14 protein-coding genes are annotated in these 17,804 nt (G+C 41.2%); 2 read left to right on the forward strand and 12 right to left on the reverse strand.

Annotation, left to right across the window (positions count from 1 at the left end; translation table 11 throughout):
• Window positions 1-46 precede the first annotated feature (46 nt).
• The 6 genes from EDC51_RS08240 to EDC51_RS08265 form a co-directional block, all read right to left on the reverse strand.
• Complete coding sequence (locus tag EDC51_RS08240; RefSeq protein ID WP_131928663.1) at window positions 47-1,696, reverse strand: ABC transporter permease; 1,650 nt, start codon at window positions 1,694-1,696, stop codon at window positions 47-49.
• Between the two features lie 95 nt (window positions 1,697-1,791).
• The gene (locus tag EDC51_RS08245) at window positions 1,792-2,817 is read right to left on the reverse strand and encodes a Fe(3+) ABC transporter substrate-binding protein (RefSeq protein WP_015432041.1); all 1,026 of its coding nucleotides are present in this window, start codon (window positions 2,815-2,817) and stop codon (window positions 1,792-1,794) included.
• A gap of 91 nt (window positions 2,818-2,908) precedes the next feature.
• Window positions 2,909-5,119, reverse strand: a complete 2,211-nt coding sequence (priA, locus tag EDC51_RS08250; RefSeq protein ID WP_131928664.1) for a primosomal protein N' — start codon at window positions 5,117-5,119, stop codon at window positions 2,909-2,911.
• An 18-nt stretch (window positions 5,120-5,137) separates the two neighbouring features.
• A complete protein-coding gene (gene rarD / locus EDC51_RS08255; RefSeq protein ID WP_015432043.1) occupies window positions 5,138-6,004 on the reverse strand; it encodes an EamA family transporter RarD in 867 nt (288 codons plus the stop codon).
• The gene (gene rarD / locus EDC51_RS08260) at window positions 5,997-6,890 is read right to left on the reverse strand and encodes an EamA family transporter RarD (protein ID WP_015432044.1); all 894 of its coding nucleotides are present in this window, start codon (window positions 6,888-6,890) and stop codon (window positions 5,997-5,999) included. Before rarD (EDC51_RS08260) ends, rarD (EDC51_RS08255) begins: the two co-directional genes overlap by 8 nt.
• Window positions 6,891-6,947: 57 nt before the next feature.
• A complete protein-coding gene (locus EDC51_RS08265; protein ID WP_015432045.1) occupies window positions 6,948-8,165 on the reverse strand; it encodes a pyridoxal phosphate-dependent aminotransferase in 1,218 nt (405 codons plus the stop codon).
• A gap of 133 nt (window positions 8,166-8,298) precedes the next feature.
• Here EDC51_RS08265 and EDC51_RS08270 point away from each other — a divergent pair, with 133 nt between their 5' ends.
• Together EDC51_RS08270 and EDC51_RS08275 are read left to right on the forward strand one after the other, a co-directional pair.
• Window positions 8,299-9,567, forward strand: a complete 1,269-nt coding sequence (locus tag EDC51_RS08270; protein ID WP_025267247.1) for an isochorismate synthase — start codon at window positions 8,299-8,301, stop codon at window positions 9,565-9,567.
• 199 nt (window positions 9,568-9,766) lie between these two features.
• The gene (locus EDC51_RS08275) at window positions 9,767-11,131 is read left to right on the forward strand and encodes a DASS family sodium-coupled anion symporter (RefSeq protein ID WP_015432047.1); all 1,365 of its coding nucleotides are present in this window, start codon (window positions 9,767-9,769) and stop codon (window positions 11,129-11,131) included.
• 67 nt (window positions 11,132-11,198) lie between these two features.
• Here EDC51_RS08275 and EDC51_RS08280 read toward each other — a convergent pair whose 3' ends face one another.
• The 6 genes from EDC51_RS08280 to EDC51_RS08305 form a co-directional block, all read right to left on the reverse strand.
• Window positions 11,199-12,182 carry a peptide ABC transporter ATP-binding protein gene (locus EDC51_RS08280; protein ID WP_131928665.1) on the reverse strand — a complete coding sequence of 328 codons (984 nt, stop codon included), beginning with the start codon at window positions 12,180-12,182 and terminating at the stop codon, window positions 11,199-11,201.
• Between the two features lie 92 nt (window positions 12,183-12,274).
• A complete protein-coding gene (locus EDC51_RS08285) occupies window positions 12,275-12,802 on the reverse strand; it encodes a transposase (protein WP_131928666.1) in 528 nt (175 codons plus the stop codon).
• A gap of 47 nt (window positions 12,803-12,849) precedes the next feature.
• Window positions 12,850-13,854 carry a dipeptide ABC transporter ATP-binding protein gene (gene dppD / locus EDC51_RS08290; protein WP_131928667.1) on the reverse strand — a complete coding sequence of 335 codons (1,005 nt, stop codon included), beginning with the start codon at window positions 13,852-13,854 and terminating at the stop codon, window positions 12,850-12,852.
• Between the two features lie 9 nt (window positions 13,855-13,863).
• A complete protein-coding gene (locus tag EDC51_RS08295; RefSeq protein ID WP_131928668.1) occupies window positions 13,864-14,757 on the reverse strand; it encodes an ABC transporter permease subunit in 894 nt (297 codons plus the stop codon).
• Window positions 14,758-14,896: 139 nt separating this feature from the next.
• Window positions 14,897-15,901: an ABC transporter permease subunit gene (locus EDC51_RS08300; RefSeq protein WP_015432052.1), complete on the reverse strand. Its 1,005-nt coding sequence runs from the start codon at window positions 15,899-15,901 to the stop codon at window positions 14,897-14,899.
• Window positions 15,902-16,073: 172 nt separating this feature from the next.
• Window positions 16,074-17,681, reverse strand: a complete 1,608-nt coding sequence (locus EDC51_RS08305) for an ABC transporter substrate-binding protein (RefSeq protein WP_131928669.1) — start codon at window positions 17,679-17,681, stop codon at window positions 16,074-16,076.
• Window positions 17,682-17,804 lie beyond the last annotated feature (123 nt).

Genomic DNA, 17,804 nt, shown 5'->3' on the forward strand with positions numbered 1-17,804 from the left:
TTGCGTAAAAATGATATCAATGATGCAATAAGTTATCTCTATATTTTTAGCGTTCTTTTTCCGATTGTGAGACTAATGCCCTAGTGAGCCAAATTACGGGCAATAATCCGACTAAAACTAACACGATAGCAGGCATTGCTGCTTGCTCTAATTGCTCATCAGAAGTAAACGCAAAAACGTGTGTCGCAAGGGTGTCAAAATTAAATGGACGTAGTAGCAAAGAGGCGTTTAGTTCTTTCATCCCTTCAATAAAAACCATTAATCCTCCGGTAATAATTCCTTTATAAATCAAAGGAACATGTATATTCAGGAACATTGAAATGCCACTTTTGCCCAATGTTTGGCTTGCCATATCTAATGATGGTGAAATTTTACCGAGTGAGGTTTCGAGGCTGCCAATCGCCATTGCCGAGAAGCGAATTGTATAGGCAAAGACTAAGGCAAAAAGTGAACCCGAGAAAATCAAACCAACAGGTGATAAATGTAATGCTTTAAGCCAAGCGTGTAGTTGATGATCAGCAAAGGTTAAAGGAGAAAGTAAGCCAATTGCCAGCACTGTGCCTGGAATCGCATAACCTAACGATGAAAGTGAAAGCGACAAGCGGGTCAATTTAGACGAAAATTTACCAAAAGATAAACGGTGAGCTAGATGCAATAAGATCGCAACAAATACGCTACATATCGCTGCAAGAATAGAGACTTTCAAACTATTTAGCGCATATTGTACAAAATCCAAATTCCAGGATTCTTCAAAGTATTCATAAGACCAATAAAGTAACCGGCCAAGCGGTAAGAAAAAGGCAAGAGCAAGTAAGCCCCAGCACCATACCAGCGCCAGCCTCAATTTCCAGCCTGTGAGGGTTTTGAAAGAGTTTTTTTTCTCATAACCTCGTTGATAGCTTTTTTGACGGTGGCGACTGTATTGTTCCAACAGTAAAAAAACTAGCACCATTAATAACATAAAAATTGCAATTTGGCTTGCTGTACCTAAATCATGATAGCCAAGCCATGAATCATAAATGGCAGTGGTGAGTGTTGGGATAGCAAAATAGGCAACTGTGCCAAAATCACTCAATGTTTCCATGGCGACTAAGGCAATCCCAATAGCAATCGCAGGGTGAATCAGCGGAAGGGTGATACGCTGAAAAATTTGGTAAGGTTTTGCACCTAGTATTTGGGCACTTTGGACTAAGTTTTCAGATTGTTCTAATAAAGCAACTCGCACCAGCAGGAAAATATAAGGATAAAGCACTAAGGCAAGAACGAAGCAGGCTCCATAAAGAGTGCGAATTTGCGGAAACCAGTAATCTTGCGGTGTACTCCAGCCAAATAGTGATCGCAATAGTATTTGGAAATTGCCTGAATAATCTAATAAGTCGGTATAAAGATAGGCGACTAAATAAGCCGGCATTGCTAAAGGTAAACAGAGCAGCCATTGTAAGGTTTTTTGTCCGTAAAAGCGGTAATTTGCCACGATCCAAGCGCTTGGTAATGCAAAAAAAAGTGCAAGAAGCACCGTGCCAAATACAAGCAGTGTAGAGTTTATCAAATAAGTGCCAAGCATTGTTTGCCACAAATGTGATAAATTTTGCCACTGCCCATCAACGGCATGATAGCCAATCGCTAATAAGGGAAGTAGGGTAATTAAAGTAATCAGTAAAGCAATGATTTTCCAGCTAAGGTAACTCAGTTTCATTATTTAATAATGTTTGATCAAATTCCCCTCTTTGGCAAAGCAGGGAGAGGGGAGTTGGAATTGCACAAACTTAAGTTTACTGCACTGATGAGGTATTATTTTGCATCAAACTCATCAAATTTAACTTCATCAACTAATTTCAATGCTTTTTCGTAATTAGCTGCAATTTCTTCTAATTTGATGGTGTCTGCAGTGAATGAGCCCCAGCCTTTCACAATTGCTGATGGCTCTACGCCAACTTTTACTGGGTATTCGTGATTAAGTTTTGCATAGAGAGCTTGTGCTTTATCGCCACTGAGATATTCAATCAATTTGATCGCATTTTCTTTATGTGGCGCGTGTTTCGCAATGACTACACCACTAATATTTACATGTGTGCCAAATTGACCTGTCGGGAAGTTGATTTCTGCGGCTTCAGCCCAAGCACGACGTTTTTCGTCGTCTAACAATTTACCGTAATAGTAGCTGTTACCTAGCGCATAATCACATACGCCTTCTTTGATTGCTTTGATTTGATCTCGATCGCCACCTTGTGGTTTTTGGGCAAGGTTAGCTTTTAAACCTTGTAAGAATGCTTTAGTTTTTTCTTCGCCATAGTGAGCAATCATTGAGGCAAATAATGACACATTGTAAGAGTTTTTACCTGAACGCACACATACTTTGCCTTTATATTCTGGTTTGGCTAAGTCTAAATAGTCAAAGCCTACTGGCAATTTGCCTACGCGTTCTTTCGAGGTGTAAATCGCTCTAGCACGAGTCGTTAATCCAAACCATTCGTTATTTGAATCACGATATTGAGCGGGAATATTTTCTTGCAAAACGTGTGATTCCGCTTTTTGTGCTAAACCTGCGTTTACAATTTCCATAACACGTGCAATATCTACAGTGAGTAATACATCAGCAGGGCTAAGCTCACCTTCTTTTTTCACACGTTCAACCAAGCCTTTGTCAGCAAAGATAATGTTTACTTTAATACCGGTATCTTTCTCAAAATTTTTGAGCATAGGCTCAATGAGATAAGGTTGGCGGTAAGAGTAGATATTAATCTCTTCTGCAGCAAATGCATTCGTAGAGAAGAGGGTTGAACAGGCGAGAGCCAAAGTAGAAAGGGATTTTTTCATGGAGGTCTCCTTTTAATGTTTGTTAATGAACAAAAACGCGTGAAGTCTACGTGTTTTTTATGTTTTTATCAATAATTATTCTTATTTGTAATTATGTTACATCTTGTGGATCAATATCCACTGTTAAGCGAATATCATTACGTAAGAATTGTGTTTTAACCTCATCAAATAGTGAAAGCAATTTTTGCAGCATTGTTCGCTGTGAATGCTGAATAATTGACTGCCAACGATAATGTCCCGCCTTTTTTGCCATTGGCGCAGAAAAAGCCCCTAAAATTTGAAATCCTTGCCATTGGTTATCTTGAATCATCGTCTGTAAACAAGCGGTCAGATTATGTAGAAATTCTGCTACTTTATCGTTATCTCGCCCCGTTGCTCGGATAAGTACTTGGGCCGAAAATGGTGGTAAGTTCATCACTTTCCGCATTTTTAATGCTTCCCTTGAAAATGCCAAGTAGCCTTCGTTTAACAGGGTTTTGAGCAAAGGGTGTTCGGGATAATGGGTTTGTAACACCACTTCCCCTTGTTTTTCAGCACGTCCTGCACGCCCAGCCACTTGCAAATAGAGTTGAGCAAGACGTTCTTCAGCGCGGAAATCGGTGGAAAATAGACTGCTATCCACATTGACAATCGCAACCAAGGTTACATTTGGGAAGTGATGCCCTTTAGCCAGCATTTGAGTACCGATCAAAATCTGGCTTTTACCAGCTTGAATATCCGTTAAATGCTGTTCTAGTGAACCTTTACGAGCGGTACTATCTCGGTCAATACGAGAGATCGTAAACTGTGGAAAACGCTCTGTAAGCACGTGTTCCAGCTGTTCAGTCCCCATGCCTGTTGTGATTAAATGGGTAGAACCGCAATGGCCACATTGTCTCGGGATGACACGTTGAGATGCGCAGTGATGGCAACGTAAAATACGGCTTTTTTGATGGTAGGTGTAGGGTTTATCACAGGCTTCACACTGGCAGATCCAACCGCATTCATGGCAAAGTAGCACAGGAGCAAAGCCTCGTCGATTTAAGAACAACATCACTTGGTTGCCTTTTTCTAGGTGGTGTTGCATTTTGGCTAAAAGCTGTTCAGAAAGCCCAGAATAGATACGCTGTGTTTTCAGATCGATGACCTGCTGTTTGACATTGTTTGCACCACCTGCGCGTTGGCTCAGTTGTAATTCAATGAATTTACCATTCTGTACATTTTGCACGCTTTCTAAACTTGGCGTTGCTGAGCCTAAAATAATCGGAATGTTTGCATTTCTTGCTCGCAATACGGCTAAATCACGTGCGTGATAACGCCAACCGTCTTGCTGTTTGAACGAGCTATCGTGCTCTTCATCGATGATAATTAGTCCGAGCTTGTGAAATTGCGTGAATAGAGCGGAACGCGTGCCGATTACAATCGCACTTTCTCCATTTTTCGCCCGCAGCCACGCATTTAACCGCTGATTGTCGTTTAGATTAGAATGTAAAGCATCAATTTCGACATTAAAGCGGGCTTTAAAGCGGTGAATTGTTTGTGGTGTTAGACCAATTTCAGGTACAAGCACTAATACTTGTTTGCCCTGGTTTAATATCTCTTCAATCACCTGAAGGTAGACTTCTGTCTTGCCTGAGCCTGTCACCCCATTTAGTAGAAATGCCCCAAAACCTTCATGGTAATTTAAACGTCCTACCACTAAACTTTGTTGTTTATTTAACGTCAGTCGATTTTGACGATTGCAAATAGGTTGATTCGCTAATTTCTGTTGCCAACTCACCGCTTGATAAGGGATTTCGATTTTTTTGATATAGCCTTTTTCCATTAACCCCTTCCAAACGGATGGAGCGCAAGCGGTTGGTTTTTCAAAAAAATGAGCAAATTGCGCTAGGGTTTCCAGTAATAGTTGCTGTTTTTTGGCTCTTGCTAATTCACCACTTAATAATGCGTTTCGCCCAATGTCGGTAACAACAAAATAGTCTGGCTGTGTACGTTTGCTACTTTCACCATTGCGTAATTTAACAGGCAAAGCACTCATTAGCACTTCTCCCAGCGGCGCGTGATAATAATTTGCCGCCCAGTTTAAAAGTTGCCAAATTTCGTCGTCAAATAAGGATTGTTGATCTAATACCGCGGTGATTGGCTTCAATTTATCGCTGGGAATATTACTTTGGATTGGCAAGTCCACCACAATACCTATTTTCGTTTGCCGTCCAAAAGGTACAACGGCTCTTGCGCCGATCTCCGTAGATATTTCCTCTGGCAAGAGGTAATCAAAAAAACGGGCAAGAGGTACATTTAAAGCAAGACGGATAAGTTTCATTGCTGGTGGCGTCATTATTTAATCTCGATTTTCCTTAAAGCTATCTACACTCAACAAAGCAATTGCACAGAGTAAACAAAACATTAATAAATAGGATTTTGCCTCCAGCACTTCGCCAATGGCAAAGGAAATCAGTAACATCACTAAGGGCTCGGCGTAACCAATTAAACCTAGCACATTAATCGGCAACCAGTTGCTTGCTGAAATATACAGAATAAATGCTGCGCCATTGACAATGCCAAGCAGCGCAAGATAAAGATAAAAATACGTATTTTGCCTTAACACGATTTCAAGCTCAGTTGTGCTGATAAAATAGAGCGCAAAAGGTAGCAGTAATGCCAGTTCTAGCCAAAAAGTAGCGAGGTGATTAATCTGGAAATAACGCCGTAGAGCAATGTAAATGGGGTAACCAAATCCTGCTACAAACGTTGCCCACGAAATTGCACTGCTCATTAAAATATTGCTTCCTACACCTAATATGGCAAAACTCACCGCCCACCATTTTAAAGGTGAAAAGTGTTCTTTAAAGAGGATTTTACCAAAGAGCACCGCTACAATGGGTAATAGCAAATAGCCAATTGAGACTTGCAGTGCTTGCCCATTATTTGGTGCCCATAAGAAGAGCCAAAGTTGCACGCCGGTGTTCAATGTCAGCAATACCATCACAATAACAAGCGCTGGCTTTTGACAGATTTTTTGCCAAAGTTCACGAAATGCATATTGCTGGCGGAAAGCAAAAATTGCAAATAGTATGATTGGCATAAGAATAATAATTCGAAAACCGAGCATCTGTTGGTCGCTAAGAGGTTGCAGTAAAATAGCAAAATAATAGCCTAAACCAAATAGAATGTTGGCCGTCAATGCCGCAAGAATCCCTTTAAGCATTTGCTCTCTCCAGACGTTTTTTCCTTCTCATCAAGGCGATGCCGTCTAAAATCAAACAACTGATGGCAAAACTTAAACAGAGTAACAAGGTATAAGCGCTAGGATCAAGCCGCTCACCAATTAAGAAAGAAACTAGCATCATCACACAAGGTTCCACATAACCCAACAGCCCAAGCATATTAAAAGGTAAAAGTGTGCTAGCAAGGGTATAAGACATTAAAGCCACTCCGCTAAATAGGCCGAGTAAAAAGAGATAAAAATAGAGACGAGGATTTACCTCTAAAATCGGAGCAAGCTCAATTTGGCTAATAAACCACACTGCCACAGGCAAAAGCAGTGCAATTTCACAGACAAAGCTATAGATATGGCTAATTTGGTATTTTTTGCGCACCATAAAATAAGCTGGATAGCCCAAGAAAACTAAGGCGCTTGCCCATGAAAGTGAAGCGCTTGCCACCACGCTGCTCATTACACCAACAAAAGCTAAGATAATGGCTAAGATTTTGAGTTTTGAAAGTTGCTCTTTATAAGCAAATTTACCGACAATCACCATTGTAATCGGCATTAATAAATAGCCAATAGATACATCAATGGCTTTGCCACTGTTTGGTGCCCATAAAAAAAGCCACATTTGCACACCACAGAGGGTTGCGGTGAGCATCAGGACGAAAATTAAATAAGGTTCACGTTGGATTCTTTGCAAAAAATTGACAAATTCCGCGCGCTTACGCAGCACTACAAACAGTAGTATCAACATAAACGGGAACATTAACAACATTCTAAAACCAAAAACCTCTACTCCAGCAAGTGGACGTAATAAGGTTGAGAGATAATAGAGTCCACCAAAAAGAGCTGAAGCAAGTAGCGAATAAAAAATACCGAGCATAAAAACCTGCGTGATAGAGGAAAGAGTAAACCCGCCAATTTGACGGGTTTAAATTGATTAAGATTGGCGATAGGTTTTTAAGAATCTTGCCAAACGCCCAATGGCATCTTCTAGCTGATAGACATAAGGCAAGGTGACCACACGGAAGTGATCCGGTTTATGCCAATTAAATCCGCTGCCTTGTACGAGTAATACTTTCTCTTTTTGCAGCAAATCATAGACAAATTGCGCATCATCTTTAATACCATACATTTCCGTATCAATTTTCGGGAACATATACATTGCACCTTTTGGCTTAACGCAACTGATTCCTGGAATTTGTGTAAGTAGTTCATAAGCACGGTTGCGTTGCTCTAATAAACGCCCACCAGGTAGGATAAATTCATTAATACTTTGATAGCCCCCCAGCGCAGTTTGAATTGCATGTTGCATTGGCGTATTAGCACATAAACGCATGGAAGCAAGCATATCTAATCCTTCAACAAAGCCTTTTGCTTGTGTTTTTGGGCCGCTTAATACCATCCAACCTTGACGGAAACCCGCCGCACGATAGGCTTTTGATAAGCCGTTATAGGTGACGGTTAAAAGATCAGGGGCGAGAGCCGCAAGGTGATGATGCACGGCACCATCATAAAGAATTTTTTCGTAAATTTCGTCTGCAAATAGCATCAAGTTATGCTCACGTGCAACTTGTGCTACTTCGAGCAAAATTTCACGGCTATATACTGCTCCTGTTGGGTTATTCGGGTTAATGACCAAAATCGCCTTCGTATTAGGCGTGATTTTAGCGCGGATATCGTTAATATCTGGATACCACTCATTTTCTTCGTCACATAGGTAGTGCACGGCTTTACCGCCAGCAAGCGTAGCGGCGGCGGTCCAAAGCGGATAGTCTGGTGAAGGGATTAAAATTTCATCGCCTTCGTTTAATAAGGCTTGCATTGACATGGTAATCAGTTCTGACACGCCGTTGCCGATATAGACATCATTAACATCTACCTGATGAATCCCTTTTAGCTGGTAATATTGCACAATAGCTTTACGTGCTTGGAATAGCCCTTTTGAATCACAATAGCCTTGTGCGGTTGGCAAGTTGCGCATAATATCCACGATAATTTCAGCAGGCGCATCAAAACCAAAAGGGGCAGGATTTCCAATATTGAGTTTTAAAATTTTGTGTCCTTCTTCTTCAAGGCGAGTTGCTTCTTTATGAATAGGACCGCGAATATCATAGCGGACATTCGCGAGTTTGTCGGTTTTGCTAAAGCGTTCCATAGGTTTCCTGTATTGTTTTACTTTTATGAAAAAAATGATTTACTCTACTCCGATTTGTGCAGAAAAAAAAGCAGAAATACGTTAAAATGCGAACCTTTTTTGTGGTTAATTATTTTATGCTCTCTATTTTCTAATGTCTGTTTTTACCCAACTTACGCAAGCACTTAGCCAACAGCTTGCACAAAACGAAGTAAGCGCAGGATTACTCCGTTTTAGTGCAACGGTAAAATGCCAGCCTAACGATGCTGATTTGCTTAGTTGGCTAAAAGGGCAAGCCTGCTTTCCTCAAATGTTTTGGCAACAGCGTGCACAACGCGATACTTTCGTTGCGCTTGGACAAGTCTTGCGTTTTCAGCAATTAGCGGCAGCAGAAGCATTTTGTCATCAACATCAAGTGCATTTGGTGGGCGGCATTCAGTTTGAGGGGCAGATTCATTTTATTTTACCGCGCTTATTGCTCTGGCAAACGGAAGAACAACTGCGAGCAGAGCTCTTTGGCTATGCAGATGAGCAAGCAAATTTAGTCGCGTTTTTAGCGCAACTTGATGAGCCTCGTACTTTTGGTTCAACGAAAAATCAGGTGATTGCTAAAAAACAACTCTGTAGCTTTGAGCAATGGCAAACCAACATTCAGCAAGCAATCAGTGCGATTAAAACAGATGCCTTTGATAAAGTGGTATTGGCAAATGCAACGAGTTGGCAGCTTTCTTCGCCTCTTTCTGGTTATGATTTATTGGCGAAAAGTCGGCATTTGAATCAAGGTTGCTACCATTTTTTATGGGCTGAGAATCTCCATGAATGTTTTATTGGCTCAAGCCCTGAGCGTTTATATCAGCGACAAAATAAGCAGCTACTTACCGAAGCGCTCGCCGGAACGGTTGCAGTAAGCCACGATATTACTGAAACTGCACAAAATGCCTTGTGGCTATTAAACGATCACAAAAATTTGTATGAAAATTGGTTGGTGGTCGATGATATTTGCACCAATTTGGCGGATTGTGCTGGTGATATTCAGGTGGGCGATGCGCATATCAAGGCATTAAAGAATGTGCAGCATTTACGCCGTTTTATTCAAACGGAATTAGCACCTGATATTGGGGATAGCCAGTGTCTTGCGCGCATTCATCCGACTGCAGCTGTAGCAGGGTTGCCACGCACAGAGGCTAAACAGTTTATACAACAGCATGAACCTTTTACGCGTGGATGGTATGCAGGGACATTAGGCTATTTTTCGCCTGCACAGGCGGAGTTCTGCGTGACCTTGCGTTCTGCATTAGTGAGGGCAAAAGAGATGCTGGTATATGCGGGAGCAGGCATTGTTGCCGAGTCTGAACCTGAATCAGAATGGTTGGAGATTGAACGTAAAGCGTTGGCAATGACAAATCTTGTGAGCTCAGATTAGTTCTTCGAGGGCGATCATCCATCTATTCTTCTATGATATGCCTAACGCTTTTGAGCAAGCGGTCAAAAAATCCCATTTTTTTACCAAATACTATTTGGCGATAAAGTCGCCACTGATAATCAAGAAATTTGATCCAGAATAATTCGGCAAATTTTGGGTTTTTTATAATAGCGATCCGTTAACTCTTATAATAATTCCTATGAAAACATTCTCTCGTAAGACGATGATTTTTTTCATCGATGTGATTCTCTTCTTTACACTACTCCATACGCTTCCTTTTGAGCCCGAGCCGACTAAAGGCCTAGCATTGTTAGCATTTGTTGCCATCTTATGGCTCACAGAGACAGTACATGTCACGATAACTGCATTATGTGTGCCTGTGCTCACGATTGCATTAGGTATCATGCCTTCTAAACAAGCATTAACTGCTTTTGCCGATCCAACAATTTTTCTCTTTTTTGGCGGTTTTGCACTTGCAACGGCATTGCATATTCAACAATTGGATAAAATGATCGCCAATAGAATTATGTCGTTAGCCAAGGGAAAATTATTTACTGCCGTGATTTATCTCTTTTTAGTGACGGCATTTTTATCCATGTGGATGAGTAATACCGCCACAGCGGCAATGATGTTGCCATTGGCAATGGGTATTTTAAGTAATATGGATCGAGAAAAAGAGCATAATACTTATGTATTTGTATTGCTTGGGATTGCTTATAGTGCCAGTATTGGCGGTATGGGAACACTTGTGGGGAGCCCTCCAAATGCAATTGCAGCGAGCCAGCTAGGAATTGGCTTTGCAGAATGGATGATGTATGGCTTGCCTGTGATGACTCTGCTTCTACCTTTGATGATTGGCGTATTATATTTAACCTTTAAACCTAAATTTAATCGCGAATTTGAATATCATTTTGAAAAAATTAAGATGAATTCAGAGCGTTGGATCACCTTAATTATTTTCTTATTTGTTGCGCTCTGTTGGGTGGGAAGCAGCTTTATTAACCCTTGGCTTGCAAACCTGATTGGTTTGGGTCACAAGATTGAAAGTTTCGACAGTGTGATGGCGCTTATTGGGGCATTGTTACTTTGTATGAGTAAAGTTGTCAATTGGCAACAGATTCAGGATAACACAGAATGGGGCGTGCTCTTTTTATTCGGTGGAGGCTTAACGCTGAGTGCTGTATTGGGGCAAACAGGGGCGAGCAAAATTATGGCGGACGCTATTGTGAGCCTGATTGAAGGCAAACACTACGCTTTAATTTGCTTAATCATTGCTGCTTTTATCGTAGTTTTGACAGAATTTACTTCAAATACGGCGAGTGCAGCGTTGCTAGTGCCAATTTTTATCTCAATTGCGAGTGTATTGGGTATGTCGCCATTTGGATTTGCCTTAATTATTGCATTGGGGGCAAGTTGTGCCTTTATGCTGCCAGTTGGTACTCCGCCGAATGCTATTGTTTTTGGGACGGGGATGGTTAAGCAGAAAGATATGCTACGTTCCTACAAATTAGATTTACTTTGCATTGTAATGATTGCCACTATAGGATACCTCTTCTGGCTATAGCAAGCGGTTAAAATCGCCTAATTTTTTGCAAAAAGAAAGGGAACATCAATGGTTCCCTTTTCTTCTCTTAATGTTCTTCTACCACAAAACAGGCTATTTGCGTACCATCTTGGTAGGTTTTTAATTCTGGTCGTTGTTGTTTACATTTTTCGGTAGCTAAACGACAACGTGCATGAAACGCACAACCTTGTGGTGGGTTAAGTGGGCTTGGTAGCTCACCTGTAAGTTTAATTCGCTCTCTACGTTGGCTCGGATCTAAACGTGGCGTTGCGGAAAGCAGTGCTTGGGTATAAGGGTGACGCGGATTACCAAAAATCGTTTTGGTATCGCCTTTTTCCACACAGCGTCCTAAGTACATCACCATCACTTCATCGGCAATATGTTCTACCACTGAAAGATCGTGGGAAATAAACACATAAGATAGCCCCATCTCTTCTTGTAGATCCATCATCAAATTCAGCACCTGTGCACGCACGGAAACGTCTAGAGCGGACACAGGCTCATCTGCCACTACAATATCAGGGTGCAACATTAAACCACGCGCGATGGCAATCCGTTGGCGTTGTCCGCCAGAAAACATATGCGGATAGCGATCGTAAAATTCAGGTTTTAGCCCCACTTTTGCCATCATTTCTAGCACTTGTTCTTTCCGCTCTTTTGCCGAGAGGTTGGTGTTAATCAACAGTGGTTCTTCTAAAATCGTACCGACTTTTTTGCGTGGATTCAGTGATGCGTACGGATTTTGAAACACGATTTGGATTTTTTTACGGCGAAGTTGCACCGTTTCTTTATCATTTTCCAAAAAGTTTTGTCCGTTATAAAAAAGTTCGCCTTCGGTAGGGGGTTCAATCATTGTGAGCATTCGCCCAAGCGTAGATTTACCACAGCCTGACTCGCCAACCACCGCAAGGGTTTTGCCTCGTTCCAGCGTAAACGACACGCCATCAACCGCTTTTACTTGCTTTGGCTTAGCAAACAGCCCTTGTTTGACAGGGTAGTATTTTTTAAGATTCACTGCTTTAAGCAGTGAGGATTGATTATTTTCGTTCATTCTTTTTTACCATTGTAGAGGCGAATTATATTCACCCTGAAATCATTATGGGCGAATGTAATTCGCCCCTACAATTCATCATAACGTTAATTTTACTTTTCTATATAAAATCTATCTTGTATCCATAAAATGGGATTATTCGTAACATATTCTGAAATTTCGTGGTACGATTTTTCATTCCTAATAATATGTTCATAATAATTTCTTTGCCATATATCCCAATGCATTGTATTTTTTCTAGCCCATGACGTTACTGCTGACTTAAATCCTCGAATGATAGCACCCACTGTTTGTGATGTTCCGTTAAATCCTTTATGTAGGGGCGAATTACATTCGCCCCAATGCTCCACAGAATGAATTTCAATAATACCGTGTATATGATTTGGCATTATGACAAATTGATGTAATTTTACTTGTGGATAGTATTTTGGAATTTCTTGCCAAAATTGAACAGCGATTTTTCCTAAACGATTTAATACAACTTTATTAGAATAAATCTCTCCAAATAAACATTCTCTATTTTTACAGCATAAAGTAATAAAATATAAGCCATTTTGACGATAATCATAATGCCTTAACCGCAACGATTTTCTACGGTGCCTATTTGGGTCAAATTTCATTATTCTTTTCTATGTTTAGGGCGAATATAATTCGCCCCTACAAGCGGTTAAAATGATGAATTTTTTTGCAAATTAACGCTCTGTTGTTCATTTACACCCAACGGAAAATGACACTTCACCTGTCTGCCGTTGATGGTTTGCATTTCTGGTTCAATGCTTCGGCATTTATCGGTTGCATAAGGGCAACGAGGATTGAGCAAACAGCCTTGTGGGCGGTCATATTTACCCGGTACAACGCCTGAAAGCGATTGCAAGCGAGATTTCCCTTCGGCAAATTCGGGCAAGGCTTTTAATAATGCTTCGGTGTAAGGGTGGAGCGGTGCGTTGAAAATCTGTTCCGCTTTGCCTTCTTCTACGACCTGTCCTGCATACATCACAATAATTCGGTGTGCCGATTCTGCGACCAATGCTAAATCGTGAGTAATCAAAATCAACGCCATATTTTCTTTGCGTTGTAATTCTAGCAATAAATCAATAATTTGCGCTTGAATCGTTACGTCCAATGCGGTGGTAGGTTCGTCTGCAATTAATAATTTTGGATTGCAAGCAATCGCCATCGCAATCATCACCCGTTGGCTCATACCGCCTGAAAGTTGATGGGGATACACCTCAAGTCGTGAAACAGGATCAGGAATCCCCACCATCGTTAAAAGCTCAATGGCACGCTCTTTTCGCCATTTTTTGCTGCCACCTTGATGCACTTTTAAAGCTTCCATAATTTGGAAACCAACCGTATAGCTTGGGTTGAGGCTGGTCATCGCGTCTTGGAAAATCATTGAAACATCTGCCCCAACGATTTCTCGTTTTTCTTTTGGGCTAAGTTTTAGCAGATCGTGACCGTCAAAATTCAGAGCGTTAGCTGAGACTCGCCCTGGATAATCAATCAAGCCCATAATCGCAAGGGAACTGACCGATTTGCCCGAGCCGGATTCCCCCACAATCCCTAACACTTCACCTTCATTTACCGTATAGCTAATGCGATCTACCGCTTTGAATGGGGCTTTTTCTTCCCCGAAATGGACGGAGAGTTCGTTTACTTCTAATAATGCCATTTTGCTCTCCTACTGTTTTAATTTTGGATCAAGGGCATCACGCAAGCCATCGCCCATTAAGTTAAACGCTAATACCAACGATAAAATTGCTAAGCCTGGAATGGTAACAAGCCAGTTTGCTGCCTGCATAAAACCACGAGATTCGGCCAGCATTGTGCCGAGTTCAGGCGTTGGTGGTTGTGCACCAATGCCTAAAAAACCGAGTGCAGCAAGTTCTAAAATCGCATTAGAAATCCCCATTGTCATTTGCACGATCAGCGGTGCAAGACAGTTTGGCAAAATCACAATAAACATCAAACGCCATACACCTGCCCCTGCGACACGAGAAGCGGTCACATAATCTCGGTTTTTCTCGCTCATCACCGCCGCACGAGTTAAACGCACATAGCTTGGAATAGATACCACCGCTATCGCAATCGCTGCATTTATCAAAGACGGCCCTAAAATCGTCACTACGCCAATGGTTAAAAGTAGGCTCGGAATCGCCAGCATAATATCCACAAAACGCATAATGATAATGTCTAATGTACTGCCGTAGTAACCTGCCAATAAACCAAGCACTACGCCCAATACGCACGACATCACCACAATAATCAAGCCGATAAAGACCGATAATCTTGCACCATAAATAATGCGAGAAAGAATATCCCGCCCAATATCGTCCGTACCAAGCAGGTGAGCCACTTTACCGCCTTCAAACCACGCAGGGGGTAAAAGTAAATCTGCACGATTTTGAGCTATTGGATCAAAAGGAGCGATAAAATCGGCAAAAACTGCCACAAAAAAGACCACAGCAATAAAGCTAAGCCCAATGACTGCGCCTTTATTCTGTTTGAAATAGTACCAAAATTCTTGTAATGGGGTTTTCGGGGCGGGAGGATTTGCCACCGTTATTTGAGACATTATGAAACTCCAACTAAAAATAATTTTGCAAAAAATTGCGGAAATTTAACCGCTTAATTGGGCGTATGCAATACGCCCCTACAAATGTTTAATTAAGATCTTGATAGTGGTAGGGGCGTATTACATACGTCCATTTATATTACGAATGACGAATACGAGGATTCACAATCCCGTACAATAAATCCACCGTTAAATTTACAAGGATAATGATCGTGGCAATAATCAACACTGAGCCTTGTAACACAGGGTAGTCACGGCTGTTGATGGCATCAATAATCCATTTGCCGATGCCCGGCCAAGAGAAGATGTTCTCGGTTAATACCGCTCCAGAAAGCAGTTGCCCAACAATCAAGCCAACAACCGTTACCACTGGAATTAACGCATTACGCAAAGCGTGCACAATCACAATACGAGTGGTATTTAATCCTTTAGCTTTTGCGGTGCGAATATAGTCTTCGCCTAGCACTTCTAGCATGGATGAGCGAGTCATACGAGTAATCACAGCAAGTGGTATTGTGCCTAGCACAATAGAAGGTAAGATCAGTGATTTGATTGCAGCCAGAAATGCTCCTGGCTCATTTGAGCGCCAAGTATCTATCAGCATAAAACCGGTTTCGGCTTCAATCCAATACTGTGAGGGTAAACGTCCAGAGGCTGGCAAACCGAGTGGCGTGGAAAAATAGAGAATTAAAATTAAGCCCCACCAGAAAATCGGCATGGAATAACCCGTTAGAGAAAGGGTGCTCACGGTATGTGAAATCCAGCTATCTTTTTTCACTGCCGCAATTACGCCAAGCGTAATACCAAAGATCAACGACCAAAGCAAAGCAAAAAAAGCGAGCTCAACAGTTGCTGGAAAAAGGGTAAAAAACTCTTTTAATACAGGTTCATTATTACGGAATGAATTGCCTAAATCCCCTTGCAGTACACCGCCAATGTAGCTGATGTATTGCTCAAAAAGTGGACGATTTAAGCCTAACTGCTCCATCATTTGTTGATGAATTTCAGGCGAAAGCCCACGTTCACCCATTCGGATCTCAATTGGATCGCCAGGAATCAAATGCACAAGCGCAAAGGTAATCAAAGTAATGGCGATAAAGGTTGGAATCACCATTAAAATACGTTTAAGAATAAATTGAAACATTCAAAATCTCTTTGTTAGATATTTTAATAAACATAGGGGCGTACTACCTGTGCCCTAAATCTAGGTGGGCGTACACAGTACGCCCCTACATTCATTGATATTACAAGCGGTTAATTTTTGCAAAAACATTGCAAATTTCAACCGCTTGTAAAGGCATATTTTATATACCCAATTATTTTTCTGCTAAATCTACATTGTAGAAGTTATGTAAACCAAATGGACTCATCACATAGCCTTGCACTTCTTTGCGCACAGGGAAATAGACGGTTGAGTGTGCAATGGTAATCCAAGGTGCTTGTTCTTTAAAGATGGCTTGCGCCTGTTTGTAAAGTTCAACACGTTTAGCGTGATCACTTTCTTGTGCTGCATTCACCACCACATCTTCAAATTGTTTATGACAGAAATTAGCATAGTTTGAACCGGAAGTGACAGCCGCACAGCTTAATAGAGTGTTTAAGAAGTTGTCCGGATCACCATTGTCGCCGGTCCAGCCGATCATAGAAGTTGCTGCTTCACCTGCGCGCAAGCGTTTTAGGTATTCGCCCCACTCGTAGCTGACGATTTTAGCATTTATACCGACAGCTTTCCAATCGGCTTGAATAAGTTCAGCCATACGACGTGCATTTGGATTATATGGGCGTGAAACCGGCATAGCCCAAAGCTCGGTATCAAATCCCTTTTCAAAACCAGCTTCTTTCAATAATGCTTTAGCTTTTTCTGGGTTATATTCATAATCTTGCACATCATCGTTATAGCTCCACATTGTTGGTGGAATTGGATTTTTTGCCACTTGCCCTGCACCTTGATACACCGCATCAACAATCGCTTGTTTATTCACCGCGTGATTTAATGCTTGGCGAACTTTTTGGTTATCTAGTGGCTTGATTTTGTTATTCAGAGCTAAATAACCCACATTCATTCCTGCCTGAGTCATTAAATTGATGTTATCGTCTTTTTTCAGATTTTCAATATCAGCTGGGTTTGGATACGGCATTGCATGGCATTCGCCTTTTTGCAATTTTGCTAAGCGAACAGAAGCATCTGGGGTAATGGCAAATACTAAGCGGTCAAGTTTTGCTTTACCTTGCCAATAATTCTCAAAGGCTTTGAAACGGATAGTTGCATCTTTTTGGTAATCAACAAATTGGAATGGGCCTGTGCCGATTGGCTGGGTATCAATTTTCTCCGGTGTGCCAGCTTTTAGCATTTTCTCAGCATACTCAGCAGAGAAAATAGCGGCAAAATCCATGCCTAAATTGGCTAAGAAAGGGGCGTTTGGCACCTTCAAGGTAAATTTTACCGTGTAATCATCCACTTTTTCGACTTTATCAATAATATTTTGCATGTCCATGCCAATAAAGTATTCATAATTTCCTCCAGATACTTTATGGAATGGGTGGTTTTCATCAAATTGACGATTAAATGAGAATACAACATCATCGGCATTAAATTCACGACTTGGTTTGAATGCTTTATTTTCGTGAAATTTTACTCCTTTGCGTAAATGAAACGTGTAGATTTTACCATCTTCACTAATCTCCCAACTTTCAGCAAGGGATGGTACTACATCGGTAGTACCTTCTTTAAAGTCAGTGAGTTTGTTGTAAATTGTACGGCCATTACTATCTAAACTCGCCCCATCTGTCACGAGCACTGGGCTCATTGCAGAAGGCGAGGCTTCTAAACAGTAAACGAAGGTTTTGGGAGCTGCGAGAGCGGCACCGGCGACGGTCATAGCTAATGTTATAAGAGAGAGTTTAGCGAAGTTTTTCTTTTTCATGTTTCACTCCAGATAATGTTGTGTTGTTAAAAAGTTGTTTCATGATTTGGATAAAACGGAATATATCGAATATACAAATTTTTTTATGGATTGCAATCAATTTTTCTTATGCAAGCGGTTGGG

Source organism: Bibersteinia trehalosi, assembly GCF_004346205.1.
In the GTDB taxonomy this organism is placed as follows: domain Bacteria; phylum Pseudomonadota; class Gammaproteobacteria; order Enterobacterales; family Pasteurellaceae; genus Bibersteinia; species Bibersteinia trehalosi.